20 protein-coding genes and 1 pseudogene are annotated in these 25,074 nt (G+C 72.0%); 9 read left to right on the top strand and 12 right to left on the bottom strand.

The annotated features are described in order from the left end of the window. Positions 1-29 precede the first annotated feature (29 nt). Positions 30-416 (top strand): nuclear transport factor 2 family protein, encoded by a 387-nt coding sequence (locus tag ACZ7L0_RS35975; RefSeq protein WP_471246764.1) that lies wholly within the window; start codon positions 30-32, stop codon positions 414-416. Between the two features lie 95 nt (positions 417-511). Here the strand turns inward: ACZ7L0_RS35975 and ACZ7L0_RS35970 are convergent, their stop codons facing one another. Beyond that, complete coding sequence (locus ACZ7L0_RS35970; RefSeq protein WP_471246763.1) at positions 512-1,957, bottom strand: glyceraldehyde-3-phosphate dehydrogenase; 1,446 nt, start codon at positions 1,955-1,957, stop codon at positions 512-514. A 153-nt stretch (positions 1,958-2,110) separates the two neighbouring features. Here ACZ7L0_RS35970 and ACZ7L0_RS35965 point away from each other — a divergent pair, with 153 nt between their 5' ends. Next, a complete protein-coding gene (locus tag ACZ7L0_RS35965) occupies positions 2,111-3,070 on the top strand; it encodes a LysR family transcriptional regulator (RefSeq protein WP_471246762.1) in 960 nt (319 codons plus the stop codon). A 237-nt stretch (positions 3,071-3,307) separates the two neighbouring features. Continuing rightward, complete coding sequence (locus ACZ7L0_RS35960) at positions 3,308-5,236, top strand: collagenase (RefSeq protein WP_471246761.1); 1,929 nt, start codon at positions 3,308-3,310, stop codon at positions 5,234-5,236. 6 nt (positions 5,237-5,242) lie between these two features. Here ACZ7L0_RS35960 and ACZ7L0_RS35955 read toward each other — a convergent pair whose 3' ends face one another. The 3 genes from ACZ7L0_RS35955 to ACZ7L0_RS35945 all read right to left on the bottom strand — a co-directional run bounded on the left by ACZ7L0_RS35955 (position 5,243) and on the right by ACZ7L0_RS35945 (position 7,818). Further along, positions 5,243-5,698 carry an ATP-binding protein gene (locus tag ACZ7L0_RS35955; RefSeq protein WP_471246760.1) on the bottom strand — a complete coding sequence of 152 codons (456 nt, stop codon included), beginning with the start codon at positions 5,696-5,698 and terminating at the stop codon, positions 5,243-5,245. Positions 5,699-5,859: 161 nt separating this feature from the next. Further along, positions 5,860-6,741 (bottom strand): alpha/beta fold hydrolase, encoded by an 882-nt coding sequence (locus ACZ7L0_RS35950; protein WP_471246759.1) that lies wholly within the window; start codon positions 6,739-6,741, stop codon positions 5,860-5,862. Between the two features lie 87 nt (positions 6,742-6,828). Beyond that, positions 6,829-7,818: an aldo/keto reductase gene (locus ACZ7L0_RS35945; RefSeq protein ID WP_471246758.1), complete on the bottom strand. Its 990-nt coding sequence runs from the start codon at positions 7,816-7,818 to the stop codon at positions 6,829-6,831. Positions 7,819-8,022: 204 nt separating this feature from the next. Between ACZ7L0_RS35945 and ACZ7L0_RS35940 the strand changes: the two genes are divergently transcribed. Next, positions 8,023-8,628: an HD domain-containing protein gene (locus ACZ7L0_RS35940; protein ID WP_471246757.1), complete on the top strand. Its 606-nt coding sequence runs from the start codon at positions 8,023-8,025 to the stop codon at positions 8,626-8,628. 13 nt (positions 8,629-8,641) lie between these two features. Here the strand turns inward: ACZ7L0_RS35940 and mftG are convergent, their stop codons facing one another. Further along, positions 8,642-10,219 (bottom strand): mycofactocin dehydrogenase MftG, encoded by a 1,578-nt coding sequence (gene mftG, locus ACZ7L0_RS35935; RefSeq protein ID WP_471246756.1) that lies wholly within the window; start codon positions 10,217-10,219, stop codon positions 8,642-8,644. After that, positions 10,206-10,916 carry a TetR/AcrR family transcriptional regulator gene (locus ACZ7L0_RS35930; protein ID WP_471246755.1) on the bottom strand — a complete coding sequence of 237 codons (711 nt, stop codon included), beginning with the start codon at positions 10,914-10,916 and terminating at the stop codon, positions 10,206-10,208. The genes mftG and ACZ7L0_RS35930 overlap by 14 nt, the downstream gene beginning before the upstream one ends. Positions 10,917-11,008: 92 nt before the next feature. Here ACZ7L0_RS35930 and ACZ7L0_RS35925 point away from each other — a divergent pair. The 3 genes and pseudogenes from ACZ7L0_RS35925 to ACZ7L0_RS35915 all read left to right on the top strand — a co-directional run bounded on the left by ACZ7L0_RS35925 (position 11,009) and on the right by ACZ7L0_RS35915 (position 14,371). Further along, positions 11,009-11,610, top strand: a pseudogene (locus tag ACZ7L0_RS35925) (cysteine hydrolase family protein). A gap of 91 nt (positions 11,611-11,701) precedes the next feature. Beyond that, positions 11,702-12,643 carry an MBL fold metallo-hydrolase gene (locus tag ACZ7L0_RS35920; RefSeq protein WP_471246754.1) on the top strand — a complete coding sequence of 314 codons (942 nt, stop codon included), beginning with the start codon at positions 11,702-11,704 and terminating at the stop codon, positions 12,641-12,643. Between the two features lie 186 nt (positions 12,644-12,829). Next, positions 12,830-14,371, top strand: a complete 1,542-nt coding sequence (locus ACZ7L0_RS35915; protein WP_471246753.1) for an MFS transporter — start codon at positions 12,830-12,832, stop codon at positions 14,369-14,371. 14 nt (positions 14,372-14,385) lie between these two features. On the opposite strand, the gene ACZ7L0_RS35910 is transcribed toward ACZ7L0_RS35915, so the two are convergent. Then, a complete protein-coding gene (locus ACZ7L0_RS35910; protein ID WP_471246752.1) occupies positions 14,386-14,850 on the bottom strand; it encodes a hypothetical protein in 465 nt (154 codons plus the stop codon). 208 nt (positions 14,851-15,058) lie between these two features. Here ACZ7L0_RS35910 and ACZ7L0_RS35905 point away from each other — a divergent pair, with 208 nt between their 5' ends. Further along, positions 15,059-15,895 (top strand): chitosanase, encoded by an 837-nt coding sequence (locus ACZ7L0_RS35905; protein WP_471246751.1) that lies wholly within the window; start codon positions 15,059-15,061, stop codon positions 15,893-15,895. A 29-nt stretch (positions 15,896-15,924) separates the two neighbouring features. Here ACZ7L0_RS35905 and ACZ7L0_RS35900 read toward each other — a convergent pair whose 3' ends face one another. After that, the gene (locus tag ACZ7L0_RS35900; protein ID WP_471246750.1) at positions 15,925-16,764 is read right to left on the bottom strand and encodes an alpha/beta fold hydrolase; all 840 of its coding nucleotides are present in this window, start codon (positions 16,762-16,764) and stop codon (positions 15,925-15,927) included. A gap of 374 nt (positions 16,765-17,138) precedes the next feature. Next, positions 17,139-18,017: an NmrA/HSCARG family protein gene (locus ACZ7L0_RS35895; RefSeq protein WP_471246749.1), complete on the bottom strand. Its 879-nt coding sequence runs from the start codon at positions 18,015-18,017 to the stop codon at positions 17,139-17,141. A 250-nt stretch (positions 18,018-18,267) separates the two neighbouring features. Here ACZ7L0_RS35895 and ACZ7L0_RS35890 point away from each other — a divergent pair, with 250 nt between their 5' ends. Beyond that, positions 18,268-21,642 (top strand): pyruvate carboxylase, encoded by a 3,375-nt coding sequence (locus tag ACZ7L0_RS35890; RefSeq protein ID WP_471246841.1) that lies wholly within the window; start codon positions 18,268-18,270, stop codon positions 21,640-21,642. 103 nt (positions 21,643-21,745) lie between these two features. On the opposite strand, the gene ACZ7L0_RS35885 is transcribed toward ACZ7L0_RS35890, so the two are convergent. The 3 genes from ACZ7L0_RS35885 to ACZ7L0_RS35875 all read right to left on the bottom strand — a co-directional run bounded on the left by ACZ7L0_RS35885 (position 21,746) and on the right by ACZ7L0_RS35875 (position 25,069). Then, positions 21,746-22,573, bottom strand: a complete 828-nt coding sequence (locus ACZ7L0_RS35885; RefSeq protein WP_471246748.1) for a patatin-like phospholipase family protein — start codon at positions 22,571-22,573, stop codon at positions 21,746-21,748. A 117-nt stretch (positions 22,574-22,690) separates the two neighbouring features. Further along, a complete protein-coding gene (locus ACZ7L0_RS35880; RefSeq protein WP_471246747.1) occupies positions 22,691-22,885 on the bottom strand; it encodes an antitoxin in 195 nt (64 codons plus the stop codon). 78 nt (positions 22,886-22,963) lie between these two features. Then, positions 22,964-25,069 carry a SpoIIE family protein phosphatase gene (locus ACZ7L0_RS35875; protein WP_471246746.1) on the bottom strand — a complete coding sequence of 702 codons (2,106 nt, stop codon included), beginning with the start codon at positions 25,067-25,069 and terminating at the stop codon, positions 22,964-22,966. Positions 25,070-25,074 lie beyond the last annotated feature (5 nt).

Raw genomic sequence — 25,074 nt, 5'->3', positions numbered from 1 at the left:
GGGCGGGTGGGCTCGGGGAGGATACGTCCATGGACAGTGCGTCAGACGATGTGAAGCAGGCGATCGCGGGCGAGTTGCTGCTCATGGATCCGGAAGTACGCGCCTCGCGCGAACGGGCCGGGCAGCTCCTCGACCCGGAGTTCGTCGAGGTCGGCGGATCCGGGCGGCGGTGGACGTATGAAACCATGCTCGCCGAACTGAGCGACCACCCCGGCAGTTCGCCGGATGCCCCCCGATACGAGCCCTCGGATATGTCGGGGGTGCTGCTCGCGCCGGGTCTGGTGCATCTGACATTCGAGACCATGCTCGGCGAGCGCCGGACCAGGCACAGTTCGATCTGGCGCAAGGGAGGCGGGGGCCTGGGGTGGCGAATGTACTACCACCACGCCACGCGCGTGCCGCCCGGCGTGGACTGAGGGCCGGCCACTCCTCGCGTGTGCCCAGGGCCGCCACCCGGCATCCGGGTGGCGGCCCTCGACGTGTCGGCGCCTCAGTGGCCGCGGCGCGGGGATCAGACCGCCGGGGCCGGGTACGTCGGGTACTCCACACCGGAGACGTGCTGGACGACGCGGACGACCTGGCAGGAGTAGCCGAACTCGTTGTCGTACCAGAGGTAGAGGATCGCGTTGTCGCCCTCGACCTTGGTGGCGCCGCCGTCGACGATCGAGGCGTGCCGCGAGCCGATGAAGTCGCTGGAGACCGCGTCGGGGGCGGTGGTGAAGTCGATCTGGCGCTTGAGCGGGGAGGTCAGCGACACGTCACGGAGGTAGTCGAGGACCTCCTCGCGGTCGGCCTCGCGTGCGAGCTGGAGGTTGAGGATCGCGATCGATACGTCCGGCACGGGCACACGGATCGAGCTGCCGGTGATCCGGGCCTTCAGGTCGGGCAGCGCCTTGGCGACGGCGGAGGCGGCACCCGTCTCGGTGATGACCATGTTGAGCGGGGCCGAACGGCCACGCCGGTCCGACTTGTGGTAATTGTCCAGCAGGTTCTGGTCGTTGGTGAACGAGTGCACCGTCTCCACATGGCCGCGGAGCACACCGAACTCGTCGTCCATCGCCTTCAGCGGCGGGACGATCGCGTTGGTGGTGCAGGAGGCGCAGGACAGGATCCGCTCGTCCGGCTTGATCGTGTCGTGGTTGACGCCGTGCACGATGTTGGGCACGTCGCCCTTGCCCGGAGCGGTCAGGACCACCTTGTCGATGCCGGGGCGCAGGTGCTTCGACAGGCCCTCGCGGTCGCGCCACTTGCCGGTGTTGTCGATCAGGATGGCGTTCTTGATGCCGTACGCCGTGTAGTCCACCGACGTCGGGTCGTCGGCGTAGATGACCTTGATCTCGTTGCCGTTGGCGGAGATGGTGCTGTTGGTCTCGTCGACGGTGATCGTGCCCTGGAACTGGCCGTGCACGGAGTCCCGGCGCAGCAGTGAGGCGCGCTTGACCAGGTCCTGGTCGCCGCCGCCGCGCACCACGATGGCGCGCAGCCGCAGGCCGTTGCCCGAGCCGGACTTCTCGATGAGCAGGCGGGCGACGAGGCGCCCGATGCGCCCGAAGCCGTAGAGGACGACGTCGCGCGGCTCGCGGCGCTCGATCTTGTCGGCACCGGTGGCGCCGGCGACGGCCTCGGCGGTGAACTCCGCCACCGTCAGACCCCGGTCGTCCGCCTTGTAGGTCGCGGCGAGCATGCCGATGTCGATCTGGGACGGGCCGAGGTCGAGCGTGGTGAGTGCCTGCAGGAACGGCAGCGTCTCGGTGACGGAGAGCTCCGCGCCGGCGATCTGCCGGGCGAACCGGTGCGTCTTCAGGATGCTGACCACCGACTTGTTCACCAAGGAGCGGCTGTGCAGCAGGACGGTGACGTCCCGCTCGCGGTGCAGCTTCCCGATGATCGGGATCATCGACTCCGCGATCTCCTCGCGGTTCTTCCAGTTGGTGAACGAGTCGTCGTTGACAGTCACAGATCTATCTTTCGAGCTAGGCGGCGCTCATATGGTAACCACACGATACTTCGATCTTTCGGGTGGTCGAACAGGGGGTGCCCTTGTGCCGGTGACGGCACGGTGGAACGCTTCCTCTCCGCCGGCGGACGGGGGAGTGGAGGGGGCGGGCGGATGGAGCTGGAGCTGCGGCATCTGCGCGTGCTGTGCGCGATCGCCGACGCGGGAAGCGTCGGCCGGGCGGCATCCGGACTGGGGTGTTCCCAGCCTGCCCTGAGCACCCAACTCCGGCGTATCGAGCGGCACTTCGGTGAGCCGCTGTTCGAGCGCGGGCCGACCGGCGTTCGGCCGACCCCGTACGGCGCCGAGATCGTGGCCCGGGCCCGTGACGTCCTGGACCGTGCCGACGCGATCGGGCACCGCCCAGCGCCCGGCGCGGCGGGCCGCCGCCGCACCCTTCGGGTGGCGGCGACCAACTCGCCGATGCTGTCGGGCGCCGTGTCCGGGATGCGCGCCCGGCTGCCGGACGTCCCGCTCGCGGTGAGCAGCGTGTACGCCTCCTCGCGGATCGTGGAGCTCCTGGAGGAGGGCGCGGTGGACGCGGCCATCGCCGCGGACTATCCCGGTATGGAGCTCAGACACTCGGCGGTGGTGACTCACCGCGGGATCGTCACCGAGCCGAGCTTCGTGGCCCTGCCGTCGCGCCACCGGCTCGTGCGCCGCGCCGAGGTCCCGCTCGCCGAGCTGGCCGGGGACGCGTGGTTTCTCACGCCGGACGACGGGGCGGGCTGGCCGGGTGTGTTCTACGCGGCCTGCGCGGTGGCCGGATTCACGCCGGTGACCGTGCACGAATTCCTCGGAGACCAGGGGCAGTTGCAGAGCATGATCGCCGACGGCCTCGGCGTGTCCGTCGTCCAGGCGACCCTGCGGCCGATCCCGCGCGTGGTGGTCAAGCCGCTGGCCGGTACGCCGCTGTGGTGCCGCTATGTGCTGGCCTGGCGGCGCGACACGGTGGCCGAGGAGGTGGCCGAGACGCTGTTCCGGGCGGCCACCGCCGCCTACCGCGAGCTCGTCGCCGGGTCCGCGCACCTGAGGGCGTGGGCCTCGCGCAACTGGAGTGTGAGCGGGGCGTAGGTCCGGTCCGGTGGGGCACGCCGCGGGCGCGGGGCCCGGCAGGCTCGCATGCGCCCGCGCGGGGGTGCCTTGCTCGCGACATGATCCGTCGGCCGGGCCGAGCGGGCACGGGATGTTATGGCCCGGCGGTGCCATGTGCTATGTCACACGCCATTGTTGGGCCGACCCGGCGCTGAGACAGTGCCTCACACGCCTCATCGCCCCAGCCGAGGCGCATCCGTCCGTGAAGGAGCCCCGATGCGCTATCGCTTCGCGCTGCCCGGACGCATGGCCGGTGCCCTGGCCCTCTGCGTCACCCTCGCCGGCCTGCTGTCGGCGCCGGCCACGGCGGCACCCCCGGCCCGGACCGGCCCGGCCCCCGCGACCCAGGCCCGGACGGCGGTACCGGCCCCGCCGCCGGCCGGTTCGGCCCTCGACGCCACCGAGCGTCCCGAGCTGCAGCAACGGCGGCTCGCCCCGGCCCAGTTACCGCCCCTGGCACCCGCGCCGCCCCGCCGGGGTGCGGGAACCGGCCCGCGCCCCACCGTGCGAGCGGCCGCGTGCACTCCGGGCGACTTCGGCAGCAGGACCGGCGCGGCACTCGTCGCGCTCGTCAGGGCCTCGACCACCGACTGCGTCAACACCCTGTTCGCGGTCACCGGCACCGACGCGCACGCTGTCTTCCGCCAGCCGCAGATGGTCACCGTCGCCGGCGCCTTCACCGAGGCGGCACGCCGCTACCGGGGAGACAACTCCGCGCGCATCCAGCAGCTCGTCCTCTTCCTCCGCGCGGGCTACTACGCGCAGTTCAACCACCCGGCCGAGGTCGGCCCGTACGACGCCAGGCTGACCCGGGCCACCACCCGCGGCCTGGACGCCTTCTTCGCCCGTCCGCACTCCGAGGACGTCACCGCGGCCAACGGCGACGTGCTGGGCGAGGTGGTCGTCCTCACCGACAGCGCCGACCAGCAGGCTCGCTACCTGGACGTCTACCAGCGGCTGCTGGAGGACTACGACAGCTCCTACGACGCCGTCGACAGCATGGTCAGGGCCGTCAACGACGTCTACACCCCCCTCTGGCGCGGCAACTGGAACCCGGACTACGTCACCGCGGTCGCCGCCGACCCGGACATCGTCCGGGCCCTCTACGCGTTCGCGCTCGACCACCTCGACCTGCTCGGCACCGACCGCGGCTTCCTCGACTCCAACGCCGGGATGAACCTCGCCCGCTATGTCGAGCACCCCGCACTGCAGCCCACGGTCCGCCCTCTGGCCAAGGACCTGCTGGACGCCGCGCGGATCACCGGCCCGACCGCCGGGCTGTGGGTCGCGGTGGCCACCCAGGCCGACTCCTACGACCACGACGCGTGCTCCTACTACGACCTCTGCGACCTCACGGGCCGGCTGACCCGGGCGGCCCTGCCCGTCACCCACCGCTGCGACGCGGCGCACACCGTGCGGGCCCAGGCACTGACCGCCGCCGACCTGGACGCCGTCTGCGCGAGCGTGCTGGGCCAGGATCCGTACGTCCACGATCTCGTCAAGGACCAGGGACCCATACCCGGCCAGTACGTGTCGGCCATCGACCTCGTGGTCTTCGCCAGCCGCGCCGACTACCGGACGTACGCCTGGGCCCTCTACGGCGTCAGCACGGACAACGGCGGCATCACCCTCGAAGGAGATCCCGCCGACCCCGCCAACCGGCCCCTGTCGATCATGTACCAGAAGGACCAGGACGACGGCTTCGCGGCCCGGGTCTGGAACCTGAACCACGAGTACACGCACTTCATCGACGCCCGCGACGACATGAAGGGCGACTTCGCCCAGCAGACGACGGTGCCGGACGTGTGGTGGATCGAGGGCCTGGCCGAGTACGTCTCCTACGGCTACCGCGGCCTCACCTACGACCAGGCGGTCACGGAGGCGGGCAAGCACACCTACCGGCTCAGCACGCTGTTCCAGAACACCTACGGCAACAGCGACGTGACCCGCACATATCCGTGGGGCTACCTCGCGGTCCGCTACATGTTCGAGAGACACCCGGCGGACATCCAGCGCATGCTGGCCCGGTTCCGGGCCGGTGACTACCAGGGCGGCTACGCCGTCTACGCCACCGGCATCGGCACCCGCTACGACGCCGACTTCGACCAGTGGCTCACCGCGTGCGCCGCCGGTGCCTGCTCCTGACGGATCTCAGCTGCCGCGGGGCGGCAGGGCCAGATCGGCTGTGACGCGTTTGCCGCCGTCCAGCGGCGCGGCCCGCAGCTGGGCGCAGAGCAGGGCGACGAGCCGCAGCCCGTGACCGCCGATCCGGCGGCCGTCCTTGGGCTGGAGCTCCGGCAGGTATGTGGAGGTGTCCCAGACGGTGATGTGCAGCACATCGCCGCCGGGCGCCAGCTCCAGCAGCAGCCCGCACGGGCCGGGAGCGTGCCGCAGCGCGTTGGTGACCAGCTCGCTGACCACCAGCTGGGCGTCCTGGCTCACCCTCTGGTCGGGAAGATGACCGAGGCGGGCCAGGAACGCCGACACCGCGCGTCGCGCGTCGACGCCGCGCAGGGTGTCGGCGTCCCAGGTGGCGCTGTAACGCAGTGCGGTGGGCGCGCGGGAGTGCCGTTCATCCGTCGCCTGCTTCCTAAGCGGGATGACCATGTTCCATGGGCCTTCGTGTGGGGGGTCCTTGTCCTCGTGTGACGGGGGGCCGTGGTTGCGTCGAGTTCTCGGCTACCCGCAGTCGCCGCGCTCATGAGCGCGAGATTGGGTTGGTCGGTCAGACCCCTCCGTCCACGAGGCCGCCGCGTCGGTGTCGACGGCTACGTCCGGGTAACCGAACTGCGCAAGAACTCACGGAGAACGTCGGCGAGTCCTTCGGGAGCCTCCTCGGCCATATGGTGACCGGACTCGACCGGGCCGCCGACCAGCGTGCCGCCCGCCCAGTCCCGCCAGACGCCCAGCACGTCGCCGTAGAGGTCGACCATGTCGTCCCTGGTGGCCCACAGCACCTGGAGCGGGCAGCCGATGCGCCGGTCCGCCCGCCGGTCGGCCTCGTCGTGCTCCCGGTCGACGCCCAGGCCCGCCCGGTAGTCCTCGCACATGGCGTGCACGGTGGCCGGGTCGTGAATGGCGCGGCGGTAGTCCTCGTACGCCTGCGCACCCATCGGCTCGGGCCCGGCCCGGTACCAGGCCTCGGGATCGGCGCTGATCACCCGCTCCGCGGGCTTGTCGGTCTGCCCGAGGAAGAACCAGTGCCACCAGCTCGCGGCGAACCCCGCGTCGCAGCGCCGCAGCGCCTCCGCGATGGGGACCGCGTCCAGCACGCTCAGGGCGGACACCGCCTCGGGGTGGTCCAGGGCGAGGCGCGTGGCCACGTAGGCGCCCCGGTCGTGTCCGACGACCGCGAACCGTTCGTGGCCGAGGCCGCGCATCACCGCCAGGCAGTCCGCCGCCATGGCCCGCTTGGAGTACGGACGGTGCTCGGGGTCGGTCGGGGGCTTCGAGGACTGGCCGTAGCCCCGCAGATCCGGGCACACCACCGTGTGACCGGCCGCGACCAGCAGCGGAGCGACGCGGTGCCAGGTCGCGTGGGTACGGGGGTGACCGTGCAGGAGCAGCACCGCCGGGCCCTGCCCGCCGTACCGCACCCGCAGCCGGGCACCGTCCCCCTCGCACCACGCGAGTGTGAAGCCGTCGAACATTCGAGCCCCCTGCCCCTCGGACGTCCCGGGCCGCCTACCCCGGATCACCGGGGCCATACGGCCGACCCGTCGCCCCCGCCCCGCCGCCTACAGGTTCACGGTCCGCATGCCGGCCTCGTCGTAGCGTTCCCCGGCGGCCTTCGGCAGTTCGGCGTCGATGCGTGCCAGGTCGTCCTTGGTCAGCTCGACGTCGACCGCGGCGGCGTTCTGCTCGAGGTAGGTGCGGCGCTTGGTGCCCGGGATCGGGACCAGGTCCTCGCCCTGCGCCAGCACCCAGGCGATCGCCAGCTGGGCCGGTGTCACGCCCTTCTCGGCGGCGATCTCCTTCACCTTCTCCGCGAGCCTGCGGTTCACCTCCAGGTTGTCGCCGGTGAAGCGGGGGCCGCCGCGACGCCAGTCCGCCTCGTCGAGCTCGTCGGGCGAGGAGAACCGGCCCGCGAGGAAGCCGCGGCCGAGGGGGGAGTAGGGGACGAAACCGATACCGAGCTCCCGGCACGTCGGCAGGACCTCTGCCTCCGGGTCGCGGGTCCACAGCGAGTACTCGGTCTGCACGGCCGTGATCGGGTGCACGGCGTTCGCGCGGCGCAGGGTCTCCGGCCCGGCCTCGCTCAGGCCGATGTGCCGGACCTTGCCCTCCGCGACCAGTTCCGCCAGGGCGCCGACGGTCTCCTCGATGGGGACGTCCGGGTCGACGCGGTGCTGGTAGTAGAGGTCGATGTAATCGGTGCCCAGCCGTTCGAGGGAGCCGTGGACCGAGGCGCGCACATGCTCGGCCGAGCCGTCCTGCCGTCCCACCGTGCTCATGTCGCCGGGGACGGCGTCGTCCATCCGGTAGTTGAACTTCGTGGCGATCACATACTCGTCGCGATGGCCCCTGACCGCCTCGCCCACGAGCGTCTCGTTCGTGAGCGGACCGTAGACCTGCGCGGTGTCGAGGAAGGTGATGCCCAGCTCCAGGGCGCGCCGGATGGTCCTGACGCCCTCGTCCTGATCGGCGGAGCCGTAGAAGGCGGACATGCCCATGCAGCCGAGGCCGATGGCCGATACCTGGAGGTCCCGCAGCCTGCGCTGCTTCATGTGAGTCCCAGCCTTTCTCCGTGGAGTGGATGGTCGTTCTCTTCCGAGTGTCCGGCGGCCGTGCCGGCCCCGCTCCTCGGACACCTGGGCCCACTGCCCGGTGCCAGGTCATGGACCGTAGGACTTGAAGCGCACTCCAAGTCAAGCACTCACCCAGGGCGGGGGTACGTGGGATGATCATCCCTCGACTACGAGGGAGGGCGCGTGGAGATCGAGGTGGCGGGGGTCCGGGCACCGTCGGGGCGGGCCGCGGACGCGGCGCGGCTGGTGTGTGCGGAGTACGCGGAGGAGGCGCTGTACCACCACTCGTGGCGGTCGTACTTCTTCGGCGCGGCCTGGGCGCAGGCCCGGGGCCTCGACTTCGACCGCGAGCTGCTGTTCGTCTCGGCGATGCTGCACGACCTGGCCCTCACCCCGCCCTTCGACAGCCACACGCTCCCCTTCGAAGACGCCGGCGGCCACCTCGCCCGGGTCTTCACGGCGGGCCTCGGCTGGCCGTCCGAACGGCGCGACCGCGCGGCCGACATCATCGTGCTGCACATGCGGGACGACGTGGCGCCCGAAGTGGACCCGGAGAGCCGCCTGTTGCAGGTGGGCACGAGCGCGGACGTCTCCGGCACGGGCTTCGAGGCGTTCGACCCCGCCTTCACCGAGGCCCTCGTCGCCGCCCACCCCCGCCGGGGCTTCGCCGACTCCTTCGTATCCCTCTTCCGCGACCAGGCGCGGCGCAAGCCCGGGTGCGCGGCGGCGGAACTGGTGGCGGGGGACTGGGCGGACCGCACGTCGGCCCATCCGCTGGAGCGGGGCTGACCGGCCCGCGGGGTCACGGCAGGTCGCGCCGCATCGCGTCGGCGACGAGCTCCCCTACGAGCACGGCGGTCGCCGCCGGGCCGCGCAGCGGGGCCGTGGGCAGGATCGAGGTGTCCGCGACCCGCAGGCCGCCGACGCCGTGCACCCTCCCGTAGTGGTCGACGGCCGCCCCCGGATCGTCGGCGGGGCCCATGGGCACCGTGCCGCAGGTGTGCTGGGAGGTGCCGAGCCGGGAGTGGATCCACCGGTCGAGCAGCCGGTCGTCCTCCAGCGCCTGCGGTCCCGGTGCCGTCAGCCCGCCGGAGACCTCCGCGAAGGCGCCGGTGGCGACCAGCGCGGCGGTGGCGCGGACCGCTTCGCGCATGCGACGCCGGTCCTCGGGCGTCCGCAGGTAGCCGTAGTCGAGGGCGGGCGGCACGGCCGGGTCGGCGGACCGGGTGCGGAGCCGGCCGGTGAGCCGGGGCGACTGGACGGACGCGAGGAAGGCGAGCGGCTCACCCGGCGAGGTCACGGTGCCGCCGACCAGCCCGGCCAGGGGCACCAGCGACTGCAGTATCTCCAGGTCGCCCGGGTCGCCTCCGTCAGACGACGACAGGTGCAGGGCGCCGCCGAGCCAGGAGCCGACCGGTTCGGCCAGGGGCCTTCGGGGCATCCACTCCAGCACCACCTGGGGGTGGTCGCCGAAGCGTGCCCCGACGGCAGGAACGTTTCTGACGACGGGGACGCCGAGGCGCTCCAGATCGGCGCGCGGCCCTATCCCGGACAGATGCAGCAGGTGAGCGGAACGCAACGCCCCGGCGCACAGCACGACTTCGCCGCACTCCAGCCTCGTACGCCGCCCGTCGCGTTCGACCACGACCCCGGTCGCACGGCCGCGCTCGACGACTATGCCGAGGACCGTACTGCCGCCCGCCACCGTGAGGTTGGGGCGGCCGAGCGCGTCCAGCAGGTAGGCGACACCGGTGTTGAGGCGCAGTCCGTCCACGGCGTTGGACGGCACCGGGCCGAAGCCGGGCGCGTCCTGGGCGTTCTTGTCGGGCTCCTCGGGATAGCCCAGCAGGCGCGCGGCCTCCCGGAACGCGGCGGCGGCCGGGTGCCGCAGATCGGTGCGCCGTATCCGCACCGGTCCGTGCCCGCCGTGCGTCGCGTCGGCGCCGTGGTCGAGGTCGGTCTCCAGCGAGCGCAGGAACGGCAGCACCCGGTCGTACGACCAGGCGGCGCCGGCCGCGGCCGACCAGCGGTCGAAGTCCGCACGCCGGGCCCGGACGAAGTACCCGCCGTTGACGGTGGTCGAGCCGCCGAGGAAGCGTCCGCGGACGACCGTGTACGGGCGTCGCGGGGTGAGGTGCGCCGGGTACGGCTGCACGGCGGCGTGCCCGGGCTGGGCGCCCGGGACGAGCCGGGCGTCGAGCAACCCGGCCGGGAACCGCGAGCGGTGACGCGGCACCGGACCTGCCTCCAGCACCAGCACGGTGCGGCCGGGGTCCTCACTGAGGCGCGCCGCGAGGACGGCGCCGCTGCCCCCCGCTCCCACCACGATGACGTCGGGGCGGTCCGCCCCCGCTCCGGACCAGCCGTCAGACGCGCTCATGGTCGCCCCCGCCCTGGGACGTGGAGGGACCGAGCAGGCCGTCGACGACATCGCGCAGCGGGTCCAGGAGGTCCTGGCAGGAAGCGTCGCGCAGGGGCCGCAGCCCCACGGCGGACCGCACGACGGCGACCCCGACACCAAGGGCGACCAGCAGCTGTGCCCTGAGGAGGCGTTCGTCCTCCTCCGCCTCGGACTGCGCCCCGGACGGTGCGCCCGAGGCTTCGAGCACCTGGCGGCCGAAGTCCTCCAGCGCCTGCCGGCGCAGGGCGTCCACCTGCTCGTCGCCGGAGTTCCGCAGCAGCATCAGCACGGGGTGCTCGCCGAACTCCGCCCAGGCGCCGGCCGCCAGTTGGCGGCTGAGGGCCTCGGCCAGGGCGGCGCGGCCCCGGGGGAACTCCCCCTCACCCCCGAGGAAGCGGGGCGAGGACGCCAGCGCCGCTTTGAACAACCCCTCCTTGGAGCCGAAGTAGCGCTTGATCAGGGCGAGGTTGACCCCCGCGTCGGCGGCCACGTCCCGCAGCGTCGTGCGGTCGTAGCCGAGGCGGGTGAACCGGGCGCGTGCGGCGAGGAGCAGCGCCTGACGGGTGGCCGCCGCGTCCCGCCGTCGGCGGTCCCCGGCGGGATGCTCGCCGGGGTGCTCGGCCGGGGGGCCGGTCTCCTCGCCGTCCGGCGCACCGCCGGTCTCTGTCCGCACCACGGAAAGACCTCCTCCTCGCCGCGCCGACGAGGCGAGTAATCACTCGTTGACATGCTCGTCCGGGCAGGGCTACGTTACCAAGTAAACGACTGATGACTTATTCCGCTCGTTCCCCGGGCGGCACGGAAGGAACAGTGACGGAGCCTCGGCAAGCGCTCCTCGTCATGGATGTCCAACAGGCCGTGGTCGACCGTATCCCGATCCCGCCTGCCTGCCGCGCCTGCGCGAGGCGATCGACGCCGCCCGCGCCGCCGGGCTCCCCGTGATCCACGTGGTCGTCGGGTTCCGCCCCGGCTACCCGGAGGTCAGCCCCCGCAACAAGATGTTCGGCGCGCTCGCCTCCCGCGGCCCGGCGGACGCCGGCGGCGACGAAGCCATCCGGGTCCATCCGGACGTGGCCCCCGAACCCGACGAGACCGTGGTCACCAAGCGACGGGTCAGCGCCTTCGCCGGCAGCGACCTCGAGATGGTCCTGCGGGCGGGCGGCATCGAGCACCTCGTCCTCACCGGCATCGCCACCGGCGGCGTCGTGCTCTCCACCCTCCGTCAGGCCGCCGACCTCGACTTCGCCCTCACGGTCCTGTCCGACGGATGCCTCGACGCCGACCCCGAGGTGCACCGGGTGCTCACCGAGAAGGTGTTCCCCCAGCAGGCGGCCGTCACGACCGTGGCCGACTGGGCGGTGGCACTCTGACGGCCCGGGGTGGCCGGTCGTGGGGTACCGGCGGGCTCGTCACCGATGCGATGATCGCGACGATGTCCCACCAGCCCTCCAGGAGCCCGAAGTGAGCAGTGTCCACCACGATGTCGCCACGCTTCCCCCGGCACGGGTCGAGGAGGTCAGCGACGGCGTCTTCGCCTACGTACAGCCCGACGGGACGTGGTGGATCAACAACACCGGTTTCCTCGTCGGCCTGCGGGGGGTGATCAGCGTGGACGCCTGCTCCACGGTCCGCCGTACCCGCGCCTACCTGGACGCGATCGCCGGGATCACGCCGCAGCCGGTGCGTACGCTGATCAACACCCACCACCACGGCGACCACACCTTCGGCAACCACCTCTTCAACGGCGCCACGATCGTCGGCCACGAGGCCACCCGGACGGGCGTCCTCGAATGGGGCGAGCCCAAGTCGGCGCCGTTCTGGACGGAGGTCGACTGGGGCGAGTTCGTCCTGGAGCCGCCGTTCCTGACGTACACCGACTCGGTGACCGTGTGGGCGGACGACCTGCGCGCCGAGGTGCGGCATGTCGGCGTACCCGCGCACACGACCAACGACTCGATCGTCTGGCTGCCGGAGCGCAAGCTGCTGTTCAGCGGTGACCTGCTGTTCAACGGAGGCACGCCGTTCCTGCTGCAGGGCTCGGTCGCCGGTGCGATCCAGGTGCTGGAGGAGGTCGTCAAGCCGCTCGGAGCGACCACCATCGTCCCCGGACACGGCGCGGTCGCCGGGCCCGAGGTCATCGACGACGTCCTCGGTTATCTGCGGTTCGTGCAGAAGGCCGCCCGCGACGGCCGCGACGCCGGACTGACCCCGTTGCAGACCGCCCGGGAACTGGATCTGGGGAAGTACGGCGAACTGCTGGACCGTGAGCGGATCGTCGGCAACCTGCACCGGGCCTACGCCGAGTTGGAGGCCGGCCCGCTCGGCCGCCCCATCGACGCCGTCGCCGCACTCGCCGACATGGTCGCCTACAACGGCGGCCGCCCCCTGACCTGCCTGGCCTGAACCCCCGGGAAGAGACCTCGGGAAACTTGCGGAGGTCGCTCTGGTACCGCTGTTGGCACCGGGAAAAGGGGCGAGTGTGCCGGGAGCGAAGCCGGGCAGTAGCTGGGACATGCGACGGTGTGCGCCGGCACGGCGCGATCGTCGCATGTGCGACGCAAGGCGGTAAGAGCAAAGAAGGGTGGCGGCATGGTCGACACCACTACGGACGGCGAACAACACCTCCCGGGCAGGACCCCGAAAACGGTCGCGCGCCTGCCGCGGCAGGTGCGCGAGGAACTCACCCAGAGGCTCCGCCGCAAGAGGCGCGCCTTCCGCAAGGAGGACGTCCAGGTCGTCGAGCCCCCACTGCTGCGGCGCGCGGTCGGCGCCTCCGCCCTCGGCAACTGCATGGAGTGGTTCGACTTCGGCGTCTACAGCTACCTCGCCGCCACGATCGGGAAGGTGTTCTTCCCGGGCGCTTCCCCCGGCGCCCAACTGATCTCCTCCTTCGCGACCTTCGCCGCGGCCTTCGTCGTACGACCGCTCGGCGGCCTCGTCTTCGGCCCTCTCGGTGACCGGCTCGGCCGGCAGAAGGTGCTCGCCACCACCATGATCATGATGGCGATCGGCACCTTCGCCATCGGGCTGATCCCCGGCTACGACACGATCGGCATCGCCGCTCCCGTGCTGCTGCTGATCGCCCGCATGGTCCAGGGCTTCTCCACGGGCGGCGAGTACGGCGGCGCCACCACCTTCGTCGCCGAGTACTCACCCGACCGCCGGCGCGGATTCCTCTCCAGCTGGCTCGACTTCGGCACCTTCGTCGGCTACGCCCTCGGCTCCGCGCTGGTCACTTTGCTGAACCTGATGCTGACCGACGCCGAGATGCTCTCCTGGGGCTGGCGGATCCCGTTCCTGATCGCCGGACCGCTCGGCGTGATCGGCCTCTACATGCGGCTGAAGCTGGAGGAGTCGCCGGCCTTCCAGCAGCAGTTGGACGAACACGAGAAGAGTCTCGCCCAGGAGTCGGCCGGCACCGAGCTCAAGGCCATCGTCAAGGACCACTGGCGGCCGTTGCTCATCTGCATGGGTCTGGTACTGCTCTACAACGTCACCAACTACATGGTCACCGGCTTCCTGCCCACGTACCAGACGGAGACACTGCACCGCTCCAGCGGCTTCGCCGACGTGCTGGTGCTGGTGGGCATGGTGTGGATCGTCGTACTGATCACGTTCATCGGCCGGCTCAGCGACCGGGTCGGCAGGCGTCCGGTCTACGCGGTCGCCGCGGCGGCGATGGTCGTCCTCGCCGTGCCGTCCTTCCTGCTGCTCAAGATGGACGGAACCTGGGGGCCGGTCTTCGGGGTGCTGCTGCTCTCCACCCTGCTGGCCTGCTTCGCCGCGCCGAGTGCGGCCACCCTGCCCGCGCTCTTCCCGACGGCCGTCCGTTACGCGGCCATGGGCATCGGCTTCAACATCGCCGTCGCGGCCTTCGGCGGCACCACGCCGCTGGTCACCGAGGCCCTGATCGGTCTCACCGGCAACGACCTGATGCCCGCCTTCTATCTGATGCTGGCCGGCGCCATCGGCCTGGTGACGGTGCGGTTCCTGCCGGAGAGCGCCCAGGTGCCGCTCAACGGCTCCCAGCCGATGGTCGGTTCGAAGCAGGAGCGGCGGGAGCTGATCAGCACCTCCGAGGATCTGTACGCCTTCTCGCGGGAGTCACAGCCGCACGCCGGCCGGCGCTGACCCGCGCCGGGCGGTCAGTCCCACAGGGGATAGGTCACCACGCGGGTGAATCCCTCCGGCCTGGCATCGGCGTACGTCAGGCTGATCCGGGTGAAGTGCTGCACCTGCGGGTCCTTCTTCCAGGGCCGCGGGCGGTCGAGCCGCACGGTCACCGCGTACGAGCGGAAGGTGCCCGCCGCGCAGTACGGCTTGCAGTCGTTCACCAGGTTCACGCCCTTGGCCGTCGCCGATGTGGGGCCCCACTGCGACCAGTAGAGCCGGGCGAGGCGGCTGTTGCCGTCGCCGCAGGCCAGGATGAAGTCGGCCGGGTGGACGTCCTTGTGCCACAGGCAGTCCACGAGCACGGGTCCGGGCGGCGGTGCCGTCAGCTGTGTGTCGGACACCGGCGCCGGCGCGGTGGCCGCGGCCGGTGTCAGGGCCGCCCCGAGCAGGGCGCCCGCCCAGAGCGTGATCGCTGTCCACACCACCGGTCCGCGCATCTCGACTCCCGCCCGTGATCGCCTCTGTATCGACGCTACGACCGTCCGGGGCGATGCACCACTCGCGGAGACCCCGAGGCCTGCCTTGTGTCTTCGTACGAAGTTCGCACGTGATGGGTGACGTCCGCACCGCTGATTGATAGGAAACTTTCCTATCAAGGCAGAGCAGAGAACAACTCGCCACCCCCCACCCACACTTGGAGCCTCCGTGGCGCACCACGACCGCGAAACAACCCCCGCCCCCCTCTCCCGCCGGACTGCCGTCACCCTGCTCGGCACCGTGGCGTCCGGTGCCCTGCTCGGTGCCCCGCGTGCCGTGGCCACCTCGGCCGCCGCCCCGGGCCTCGACGACCCGGCGAAGAAGGAGATCGCCATGAAGCTGGTGTCGAGCGCGGAGAACTCCTCGCTCGACTGGAAGGCCCAGTACAAGTACATCGAGGACATCGGCGACGGCCGCGGCTACACCGCCGGCATCATCGGCTTCTGCTCGGGCACCGGCGACATGCTCGACCTGGTGCAGCTCTACACCGACCGCAAGCCCGGCAACGTCCTCGCCAAGTACCTCCCGGCGCTGCGCAGGGTCAACGGCGGCGACTCGCACGACGGCCTCGACCCGAACTACCCCCGGGACTGGCGCAAGGCCGCCCAGGACACGGCGTTCCAGCAGGCGCAGAACGACGAGCGCGACCGCGTCTACTTCAACCCCGCGGTCAAGCAGGGCAAGGCGGACGGGCTGCGCGCGCTCGGCCAGTTCACCTACTACGACGCCATCGTCATGCACGGCGACGGCGGCGACCCCACCAGCTTCCGCAACATCCGCAAGCGGGCCCTGCGCACGGCGAAGCCGCCGGCCCAGGGAGGCGACGAGACGTCCTACCTCAACGCCTTCCTCGACGCCCGGGTGTGGGCCATGAAACAGGAGGAGGCGCACAGCGACACCACCCGGGTCGACACCGAGCAGCGGGTCTTCCTGCGCAAGGGCAACCTCGACCTGAATCCGCCGCTGGACTGGAAGGTGTACGGCGACAGCTACCACATCGGCTGACGCCGGCGGCATGTCCGTGCTCCCCGCTCTCAGCCGCCGAGGAACTCCGCGACGACGGCCGTGAACCGGTCCGGGTCGTCCAGCCACGGGTAGTGCCCGGCCCCGGGCTGGACGACCAGTCCGGCGTCGGGGAACAAGCCGGTGAACTCCGCCATCGTGCGCGGGGGCGCTCCCGGATCGACCTCTCCGGCCAGCAGGAGCACCGGCGGTGCGAAGCGGGCCAGCGCGGCGCGGGTGGCGTCCGGGTCGAAGGCGCCCTCCGCCGAGAAGGCGGCCAGGGCCGCCGTGTTGTCCTGTTCCTCCTGGGCGGCGTGATGGGCCCGGGCGGTCTTGTCCCAGCGGCCGTAGGAGAACGGGACGACGGACCTCCAGAGCTCCTCGGTGGCCCGGCCCGCCACGATCTCCTCCAGGGCCGCGAACGCCGCCGGGAACCACGGCTCGTGCCGCCGCAGCCGCGCGGTCTCGACCCGGAGGTCTCCCGGGATTCCCAGGCCCACGGCCCTGACGCTCGGTGTGACCAGGGCGAGCCGCCGGACGCGCTCGGGGTGGCGGACCGCGTACTGGACGGCCAGGTTGGCGCCGCCGCAGTGTGCGAGCAGGTCCATCCGCTCCAGGCCGAGGTGTTCGCGCAGGGCCTCCACATCGGCGACGAGCCGGTCGCACCGGCCGGAGGCGGGGTCCGCCGGGACCGCCGACCGTCCGGTGCCCCGGAGGTCCGGCCGGATCAGCCGCCGGTGCGCGGACAGGCCGCCGAGGTCCCCGAGATATGCCGAGTCGGCGGGTCCCCCTGGCAGGCAGACCACGGGACTGCCGTCACCGAGGACGTGATAGGCGAGCGTCGTACCGTCGTACGCGGAGAGAAAACGCATGAGTGTGATGGCCTTTCGGGATGCCTGAGGGCGCTCCCCGGGGCCAACTGCCGCCTACGGCAGAGAAATCCGCGCGGACGCGGGGGAGGGGAGCACCCAGCCTGACACAGCGTTGATGGGTCTCACCTCCTCGGTTGATCATGTGCATGGCGACACTAGCAGTCCTGCGGCCGTCGGACCAGGGAAACGGGCGATGCGACAGCGGGCGTCCGGTCCATGTATGGTTGACCCCGAGCTGGTCGCCGCAACTCCTGGTGGCTGGTCGCGCGTTGGTGGTCCAAGGAAAGACGTCCCGCTTCCTGCGGGGAGATGCAGGTGCAAGGCCTGCCCGGCGCTCGGACATGAGCCCTCATCCGCTTCGTGCGGATGGGGGCTCATTCGTGTGTGCCGGGGGACAGCAGCGCGCTCCAGTCCTGTTCGGCGGCCCAGTCGGTGAAGCGGTGCCAGCCCACCTCCGGGTAGTCCCCGCGCAGACCGGTGACATCGACGTCGAGGCCGACGGTGGTGAAGTACTCGAACATGGCCGCCAGGTCGGCGGAGCGGGTGCGCACGTAGGACAGCGGCACCTCCTCGGGAGCGACCGGGCGGCCGATGGCACGCGCCAGGACCTCCGCCATCCGGCCGGGGGTGAGCTCGTCGGAGGCGATGTCGATGCGGCGCCCGGCGAACTCGTCGCGGCGCTGGAGGACCAGCGCGGCGAAGGCGCCGATGTCGGCCGCGGGGATGAGCGTGAGCGAGCGGCCGACGGGCATGGGCCAGGCGAAGGTGCCGTCGCGCAGCCCGTCGAGGGTCCAGCCGTCGGCGAAGTTGTCCATGAACGCCGCCGGGGCGATCACCGTCCAGGGCACGTCGGTGGTGCGCAGGTGCTTCTCGATCAGGTGCTTGCTCTCGTAGTGCGGGATGCCGGTGCCGCGGTCGGCGTGGGCGGCGGAGGTGAACACGACATGGCCGAGGCGGGCGTCCGCCGCCGCGTCGACGAGGGCCTTGCCCTGCCGGGTCTCGGTGGCGGTGTCGGTGCCGAACGGAGTGGTGACGGCGAAGAGCGAGTCGGCTCCGGTGAGCGCGGCGTCGAGGGAGGGGCGGTCGTCGAGGTCGGCGTGGCGGACGTCGGCGCCGAGGTCGCGCAGGGCTTCGGCGGCGGGGGAGTCGGGGCGGCGGGTGAGGGCGCGCACCCGGTGTCCGGCGGCCAGCAGGGCACGGGCGGTGGCCCCGCCCTGGGCGCCGGTGGCTCCGGTGACGGCGACGGTGAGCATGGTTCTCCTTCAAATATTAGCTGCGTCATGCAGCGAATGTGTCAAGCAGGAGAATAGCAGCGGATTGCTGCGCCGCGCAGCGATTAATCGCCCTGATCCGGCTCCTGACCACCTGGATCGCCTCGGTTATGTCAATGTGACGTATCCCGCGCTTCGGCGGGCCGCCGAGCCCCTAACGTTCATCGCGTGGCACGGCAGGGAAGTGGCCGACACCATGGTGTTCGTCACCGGCAGGCTGAAGGGATCGACAATGTTCCGCAAGGTGCTGGTCGCCAACCGCGGGGAGATCGCGATTCGCGCGTTCCGCGCCGGCTATGAGCTGGGCGCGCGCACGGTCGCCGTCTTCCCGCACGAGGACCGCAATTCGCTGCACCGGCTGAAGGCCGACGAGGCCTACGAGATCGGTGAGCCGGGGCATCCCGTGCGGGCGTACCTGTCGGTCGAGGAGATCGTCGCCGCGGCGACCCGCGCGGGCGCGGACGCGGTGTACCCCGGGTACGGCTTCCTGTCCGAGAACCCCGAGCTGGCCCGCGCCTGCGAGGAGGCGGGCATCACCTTCGTCGGGCCGAGCGCCCACGTCCTGGAGCTGACCGGGAACAAGGCGCGCGCGGTGGCCGCCGCCCGCGAGGCCGGCGTCCCGGTGCTCGGCTCCTCCGCCCCCTCCACCGACGTGGACGAGCTGGTCCGCGCCGCCGAGGACATCGGCTTCCCCGTCTTCGTCAAGGCGGTCGCGGGCGGCGGCGGACGCGGCATGCGGCGCGTCGAGGACCCCGCCCAGCTGCGCGAGTCCATCGAGGCGGCGGCCCGCGAGGCGGCCTCCGCGTTCGGCGACCCCACCGTCTTCCTGGAGAAGGCGGTCGTCGAACCCCGCCACATCGAGGTGCAGATCCTCGCCGACGGCCAGGGCAACGTCATCCACCTCTTCGAGCGCGACTGCTCGCTGCAGCGCCGCCACCAGAAGGTGATCGAGCTGGCGCCCGCCCCGAACCTGGACCCGGACCTGAGGGACCGGATCTGCGCCGACGCCGTGAGCTTCGCCCGGCAGATCGGCTACCGCAACGCGGGCACGGTGGAGTTCCTGCTCGACCGCGACGGCAACCACGTCTTCATCGAGATGAACCCGCGCATCCAGGTCGAGCACACGGTGACCGAGGAGGTCACCGACGTCGACCTGGTGCAGTCCCAGCTGCGCATCGCGGCCGGCGAGACGCTGGCCGACCTCGGCCTGTCCCAGGAGACGGTCACCCTGCGCGGCGCCGCCCTCCAGTGCCGTATCACCACCGAGGACCCGGCCAACGGCTTCCGCCCCGACACCGGCCGCATCAGCGCCTACCGCTCGCCGGGCGGCTCGGGCATCCGGCTGGACGGCGGCACCACCCACGCCGGTACGGAGATCAGCGCGCACTTCGACTCGATGCTGGTCAAGCTCACGTGCCGGGGCCGGGACTTCAGGGCCGCGATCGGCCGGGCCCGGCGTGCCGTGGCCGAGTTCCGCATCCGCGGCGTGGCCACCAACATCCCGTTCCTCCAGGCCGTCCTGGACGACCCGGACTTCCAGGCCGGGCGGATCACCACGTCGTTCATCGAACAGCGTCCGCACCTGCTCACCGCGCGTTCCTCCGCCGACCGCGGCACCAAGCTGCTCACCTACCTCGCCGACGTCACCGTCAACAAGCCCCACGGAGAGCGGCCCGAGCTGATCGAACCGGTCACCAAGCTGCCCCCGCTGCCCGCCGGGGAGCCGCCCGCGGGCTCCCGGCAGCGGCTCGTCCACCTGGGCCCGGAGGGCTTCGCCCGCTGGCTGCGCGAGTCGCCGACCATCGGCGTCACCGACACCACCTTCCGCGACGCCCACCAGTCGCTGCTCGCCACCCGGGTGCGCACCAAGGACCTGCTCGCCGTGGCCCCGGTGGTGGCCCGGACCCTGCCGGAGCTGCTGTCCCTGGAGTGCTGGGGCGGCGCCACCTACGACGTCGCCCTGCGCTTCCTCGCCGAGGACCCCTGGGAGCGGCTGGCGGCCCTGCGCGAGGCCGTGCCCAACATCTGTCTGCAGATGCTGCTGCGCGGCCGCAACACCGTGGGCTACACCCCGTACCCCACCGAGGTGACCGACGCCTTCGTCCAGGAGGCCGCCGCCACCGGCATCGACATCTTCCGCATCTTCGACGCGCTCAACGACGTCGGCCAGATGCGCCCCGCCATCGACGCCGTACGGGAGACCGGCACCGCGATCGCCGAGGTCGCCCTGTGCTACACCTCCGACCTGTCCGACCCGAACGAGCGCCTCTACACCCTCGACTACTACCTCCGTCTGGCCGAGCAGATCGTCGAGGCCGGTGCCCACGTCCTGGCCGTCAAGGACATGGCGGGCCTGCTGCGCGCCCCGGCCGCCGCCAAGCTGGTGTCCGCGCTGCGCCGCGAGTTCGACCTGCCGGTGCACCTGCACACCCACGACACGGCGGGCGGCCAGCTCGCCACCTACCTCGCCGCGATCCAGGCCGGCGCGGACGCGGTGGACGGCGCGGTGGCCTCCATGGCCGGTACGACCTCCCAGCCGTCGCTGTCGGCGATCGTGGCCGCGACCGACCACTCCGAGCGGCCCACCGGCCTCGACCTCCAGGCCGTCGGCGACCTGGAGCCGTACTGGGAGAGCGTCCGCCGCATCTACGCGCCCTTCGAGGCGGGCCTGGCCTCGCCCACCGGACGCGTCTACCACCACGAGATCCCCGGCGGCCAGCTGTCCAACCTGCGCACCCAGGCGGTCGCGCTCGGCCTCGGCCACCGCTTCGAGGACATCGAGGCGATGTACGCCGCCGCCGACCGCATCCTGGGCCGCCTGGTCAAGGTCACCCCGTCCTCCAAGGTGGTCGGCGACCTCGCCCTGCACCTCGTCGGCGCCGGGGTGAGCCCGGCGGACTTCGAGGGCGAGCCGAACCGGTACGACATCCCCGACTCCGTCATCGGCTTCCTGCGCGGCGAGCTGGGCACCCCGCCCGGCGGCTGGCCGGAGCCGTTCCGCAGCAAGGCGCTGCAGGGCCGCGCCGACGCCAAGCCGGTGCAGGAGCTGACCGGCGAGGACCGCACCGGCCTGGAGAAGGCCCGGCGTGCGACGCTCAACCGCCTGCTGTTCCCCGGCCCGACGCGCGACTTCGACACGCACCGGCAGACCTTCGGCGACACCAGCGTGCTGGACAGCAAGGACTTCTTCTACGGGCTGCGTCCCGCGAAGGAGTACGCCGTCGACCTCGAACCCGGCGTGCGGCTGCTGATCGAGCTCCAGGCCGTCGGTGACGCCGACGAACGCGGTATGCGCACCGTGATGGCCACCCTGAACGGTCAGCTCCGGCCGATCCAGGTACGCGACAAGGCCGCCGCCTCCGACGTCCCGGTCACCGAGAAGGCCGACCGCGCCAACCCCGGCCACGTCGCGGCGCCGTTCGCCGGCGTGGTGACGCTCGCGGTCACCGAGGGCACCGAGGTAGAGGCCGGGGCGACGGTGGCGACCATCGAGGCGATGAAGATGGAGGCCACCATCACGGCTCCGAAGGCGGGCCGGGTGTCCCGGTTGGCGATCAACCGGATCCAGCAGGTGGAGGGCGGCGACCTGCTCGTCGAGATCGCCTGAACCGGCCGCGCCGGACGAAGCGTCACCGGCCCGCCGACGGCACCGGGCCGTCGGCGGGCCGCGGGACGTCGGGGCTCAGGCGCGGCTCCGCCAGGGACCTGTCCTAGATCCGCAGTGCGCGCCCCTGCGCGCGTCCCGCCTCGGCGGCCCGGCCGCGCGTGGCCGGGTCGAGCGGATTGGGGCCGATCGCGGCGCGGGAGGCCTCGTCCGGCTCCACGACCAGTACTTCGGCGCCCTGGGCACGCAGCTGTTCCACGGCCTGTTCCAGCGGCGCGTCACTCGGGAACGGCTCGGTGCCTCCCATCGGCACGATCACCAGTACTCGCGAAGCGCCGGAGGCGTAGTCGGCGTTGGCCATGGAACGGACGCCGCCGTCGACGTACCGGCGCCCGTCGATCGTCACGGGCGGCCAGACACCCGGCACCGCACAGCTCGCCGCGACGGCGTCCACCAGGTTCACCTCGGAGGTGCTGTCGAACACCCGTGGCTCCCCGCTCTCGGCGTCCACCGCGACGATCCGCAGTGCCCGCGCGGGCCACTGGTGCACCGGCAGCCGGGACTCGATCACCGCCCGGCGCTCGGCCTCCGGCACGGTCGTCGCGTCGAGCGCCACCTTGCCGACCGCGCGCCGCATGTCCGCCACGGACGCGGCACCGTCCATCGCGGCGGCGATGTCCGCGGCGAACCCCTCCAGATCCAACTCGGCCATGATCTCCGCGGCCTGCAGAGCGGGGTCGGTCTGCCGGGCGTACAACTCCTCCAGCGCCAGTCCGCTTCCCAGCTGCGCCGCCACGGTCGACCCGGCCGAGGTCCCCACGATCACGTCGGCCCCCGTCACGTCCTGTCCCGCATCGGCCAGTCCCGCCAGTAACCCGGTGATCCAGGCGATTCCGCCGACCCCGCCGCCGCCCAGCACCAACGCTTCCGTCATGCCCACCCTCTTGGTCGTCGTGTACATGCGAAGACAAGTATGGGTGCGGTGTGCCGTCGGCCCGGTGCGGGTGGCGCGATACGCCCGGGCGACGACGGCTCGCGGACGGCAGGCGGGTCAGGTCTGGGGCGGGTTGCCCCGGTCCTGCTCGCGGCCCAGCTCGTCCTTCAGCCGCTCCTGGCCCGTGTCGACCTGGGAGCTGTACTTGCTCTGGGTCCTGTCGTCGACGTAGTCACCGGCCTTGTCGACGCCCTTGCCGGCCTGGCTCTCGTGGCCCTTCAGCATGCTCTTGAGCTTGTCCATCATGGACATGATGTGTCCTTCCTCGGCGGAACGGGCCCCGTTACCAGGGTCGGCACAGGACCGGTGATCCGCACCTCGGGCGCCTGGTCAGGCTTGCGCGAGGAAGGGGTGGGCGCGGGCGATGAGCAGGGCGACGTCGTCGTGGTTCGCGGGGTGCCGCAGATCGCGCAGGAGCCGGTCGCAGGTCTCCTCCAAGGTGGAGTCCGGCGTGTCGAGGAGGCGGACGAGGGTCTCGAGGCGTTCGTCGATGGAGTGCTCGCGGGTCTCGACCAGACCGTCGGTGTACAGGACCAGCTGGTCGCCGGGTGCGAGAGGGATGGTGGTGGTCTCGAAGGGCACGCCCCCGACGCCGAGCGGCGGGCCGGGCGGCAGGTCGAGCAGGCGGGGGCGCCGGCCCCGGCGGACGAGGACGGGGGGCAGATGGCCGGCGTTGGCGAGGTGGCACTCGCCGCGCCGGGGGTCGTACACGGCGTACACGCAGGTGGCGATGTACTGCTCCAGCCGTGAGGTGATCGTGTCCAGGTGGTGGAGCACCTGGGCGGGGTCGAGGTCGAGGTCGGCGAACGCGGCGGTGGCGGTACGCAGACGGCCCATGGTGGCGGCGGCGTCGATGCCACTGCCCATGACGTCGCCCACGACGAGCGCCGTCCGGGTGCCGTCCAGCGGAAGGACGTCGTACCAGTCGCCGCCGACCTCGTAGGCCGCCTGGGCGGGCTGGTACCGGGACGCGACCCGCAGCCCGGGCAGCCGCGGCGGATGGTCGGGCAGCAGACTGCGCTGGAGGGCCTCGGCCGCGTTGCGCACGCTCTGGTGCGCGCGGGCGTTGTCGATGCACACCGCCGCGCGGGAGGCCAGCTCCACCGCGATGGCCATGTCGTCCTCGTCGAAGGGCCGCGGATCGCGGGCGCGGGTCAGCCCCAGGAACCCCAGGGTGGCGCCGCGGGCGTTGAGCGGGACGGCGAGGTAGGAGTGCACCCCGGCACGCGCCAGCAGGGTGGCCGCGTGCTCGTCCCGGGCGATGCACGACAGGGCCTTGCCGTCGGCGTGCCGCACCAGGATGGGGCGACCGGTGCGCACGCAGCGGGTGGCCAGGCGGTCGGCGTCGTACGTGCTGAGCTCGCCCGGCGGGTCGGCGGCCCGGACGGCGTCGGTGGGATAGGCGGCCTTCACGGCGAGCGCCCGGAAGTGGGCGGGGCTGCCGGCCCGGGACGCGGGCCGGTGCTCGTCGAGGACGGAGTCGAGCACGTCGATGGCGGCCACGTCGGCGAAGGCGGGGACGGTGACCTCGGCCAGCTCCCGGGCCGTCTGGTCGACCTCCAGGGTGGTTCCGATGCGGACGGAGCCGTCGGCGATCAGGGTCAGGCGCCGCCGGGTCTCGCTGGCCTCCTTGGCCGCCCGGTACCGCTCGGTGACGTCCACCACCAGCTCGGCCACGCCGAGCACCCGGCCGTGGGTGTCCTCCAGCCGGAAGACCGAGAGCGTCCAGGCGTGCTCGTGTTCCGGGTCGGCCCGGGTGCGGCCGACGATGGGCGACTGCTCGACCCGCGGCCTCCCGGTCCGCAGCACCTCGCGCATGGCGGTCTCGGCCGCCTCGAACTCCGCGGCGCTCATGACCTCGCGGTAGTGCCGGCCGACGTGATCGGCCGCCGGTATGCCGTGGATGCGTTCCAGGGCGGGATTGATCGCCACGTACCGCAGGCCGGTGTCGAGGATCGCGATCCCGATGGGGGACTGGGAGATCAGCCGGGTGGAGAGGGCGACGTCGCGCTCCACCTCGCGCAGCGTCGGCGAGTCGGTGCCCAGGCCGAGGGCGTAGAAGTCGCCGTGGTCGTCCAGCAGCCGCATGTTGCGCAGTTCCACCAGCCGCGTGCTGCCGCCCTTGCAGCGGATGGGGAACGTGCCGCCCCAGCTCTGGCCGGTCTCCATGACCTCGGCGAACGTCTTGATCACCCAGTCGAAGTGCTCCTCGTGCACCAGCAGCCGCCCGGCGAACTGCCCGAGCGCCTCCTCGGCGGTGTAACCGAACAGCTGCTCGGCCTGCGGGCTCCACAGGACGACCCGGCCCTCGGCGTCCAGCAGTATCGCCGCGACTCCGAGCAGGTCCATCAACCCGCTGGGCGGCGACGCGTCGCCCTCCGACCGTTCGGTTCCGGTCCGGCCGAGGTTCGTCGGAGCCCACTCGGCTTGGCTCATCGCAG

It is taken from the genome of Streptomyces sp. NPDC039424, from assembly GCF_055639495.1.
Note: the sequence above shows the minus strand (reverse complement) of the source record. Positions and strands in the feature narration are given on the sequence as shown.

Bases quoted from the DNA above. Each gene is read 5' to 3' on its own strand.
- ACZ7L0_RS35900 (WP_471246750.1), bottom strand. From the start codon at position 16,764: ATGCGTTTTCTCTCCGCGTACGACGGTACGACGCTCGCCTATCACGTC.
- ACZ7L0_RS35945 (WP_471246758.1), bottom strand. From the start codon at position 7,818: ATGAAGCAGCGCAGGCTGCGGGACCTCCAGGTATCGGCCATCGGCCTC.
- mftG (WP_471246756.1), bottom strand. From the start codon at position 10,219: ATGAGCGCGTCTGACGGCTGGTCCGGAGCGGGGGCGGACCGCCCCGAC.
- ACZ7L0_RS35965 (WP_471246762.1), top strand. From the start codon at position 2,111: ATGGAGCTGGAGCTGCGGCATCTGCGCGTGCTGTGCGCGATCGCCGAC.
- ACZ7L0_RS35890 (WP_471246841.1), top strand. From the start codon at position 18,268: ATGTTCCGCAAGGTGCTGGTCGCCAACCGCGGGGAGATCGCGATTCGC.
- ACZ7L0_RS35875 (WP_471246746.1), bottom strand. From the start codon at position 25,069: ATGAGCCAAGCCGAGTGGGCTCCGACGAACCTCGGCCGGACCGGAACC.
- ACZ7L0_RS35950 (WP_471246759.1), bottom strand. From the start codon at position 6,741: ATGTTCGACGGCTTCACACTCGCGTGGTGCGAGGGGGACGGTGCCCGG.
- ACZ7L0_RS35960 (WP_471246761.1), top strand. From the start codon at position 3,308: ATGCGCTATCGCTTCGCGCTGCCCGGACGCATGGCCGGTGCCCTGGCC.
- ACZ7L0_RS35910 (WP_471246752.1), bottom strand. From the start codon at position 14,850: ATGCGCGGACCGGTGGTGTGGACAGCGATCACGCTCTGGGCGGGCGCC.
- ACZ7L0_RS35915 (WP_471246753.1), top strand. From the start codon at position 12,830: ATGGTCGACACCACTACGGACGGCGAACAACACCTCCCGGGCAGGACC.
- ACZ7L0_RS35885 (WP_471246748.1), bottom strand. From the start codon at position 22,573: ATGACGGAAGCGTTGGTGCTGGGCGGCGGCGGGGTCGGCGGAATCGCC.
- ACZ7L0_RS35975 (WP_471246764.1), top strand. From the start codon at position 30: ATGGACAGTGCGTCAGACGATGTGAAGCAGGCGATCGCGGGCGAGTTG.
- ACZ7L0_RS35880 (WP_471246747.1), bottom strand. From the start codon at position 22,885: ATGTCCATGATGGACAAGCTCAAGAGCATGCTGAAGGGCCACGAGAGC.
- ACZ7L0_RS35955 (WP_471246760.1), bottom strand. From the start codon at position 5,698: ATGGTCATCCCGCTTAGGAAGCAGGCGACGGATGAACGGCACTCCCGC.
- ACZ7L0_RS35895 (WP_471246749.1), bottom strand. From the start codon at position 18,017: ATGCTCACCGTCGCCGTCACCGGAGCCACCGGCGCCCAGGGCGGGGCC.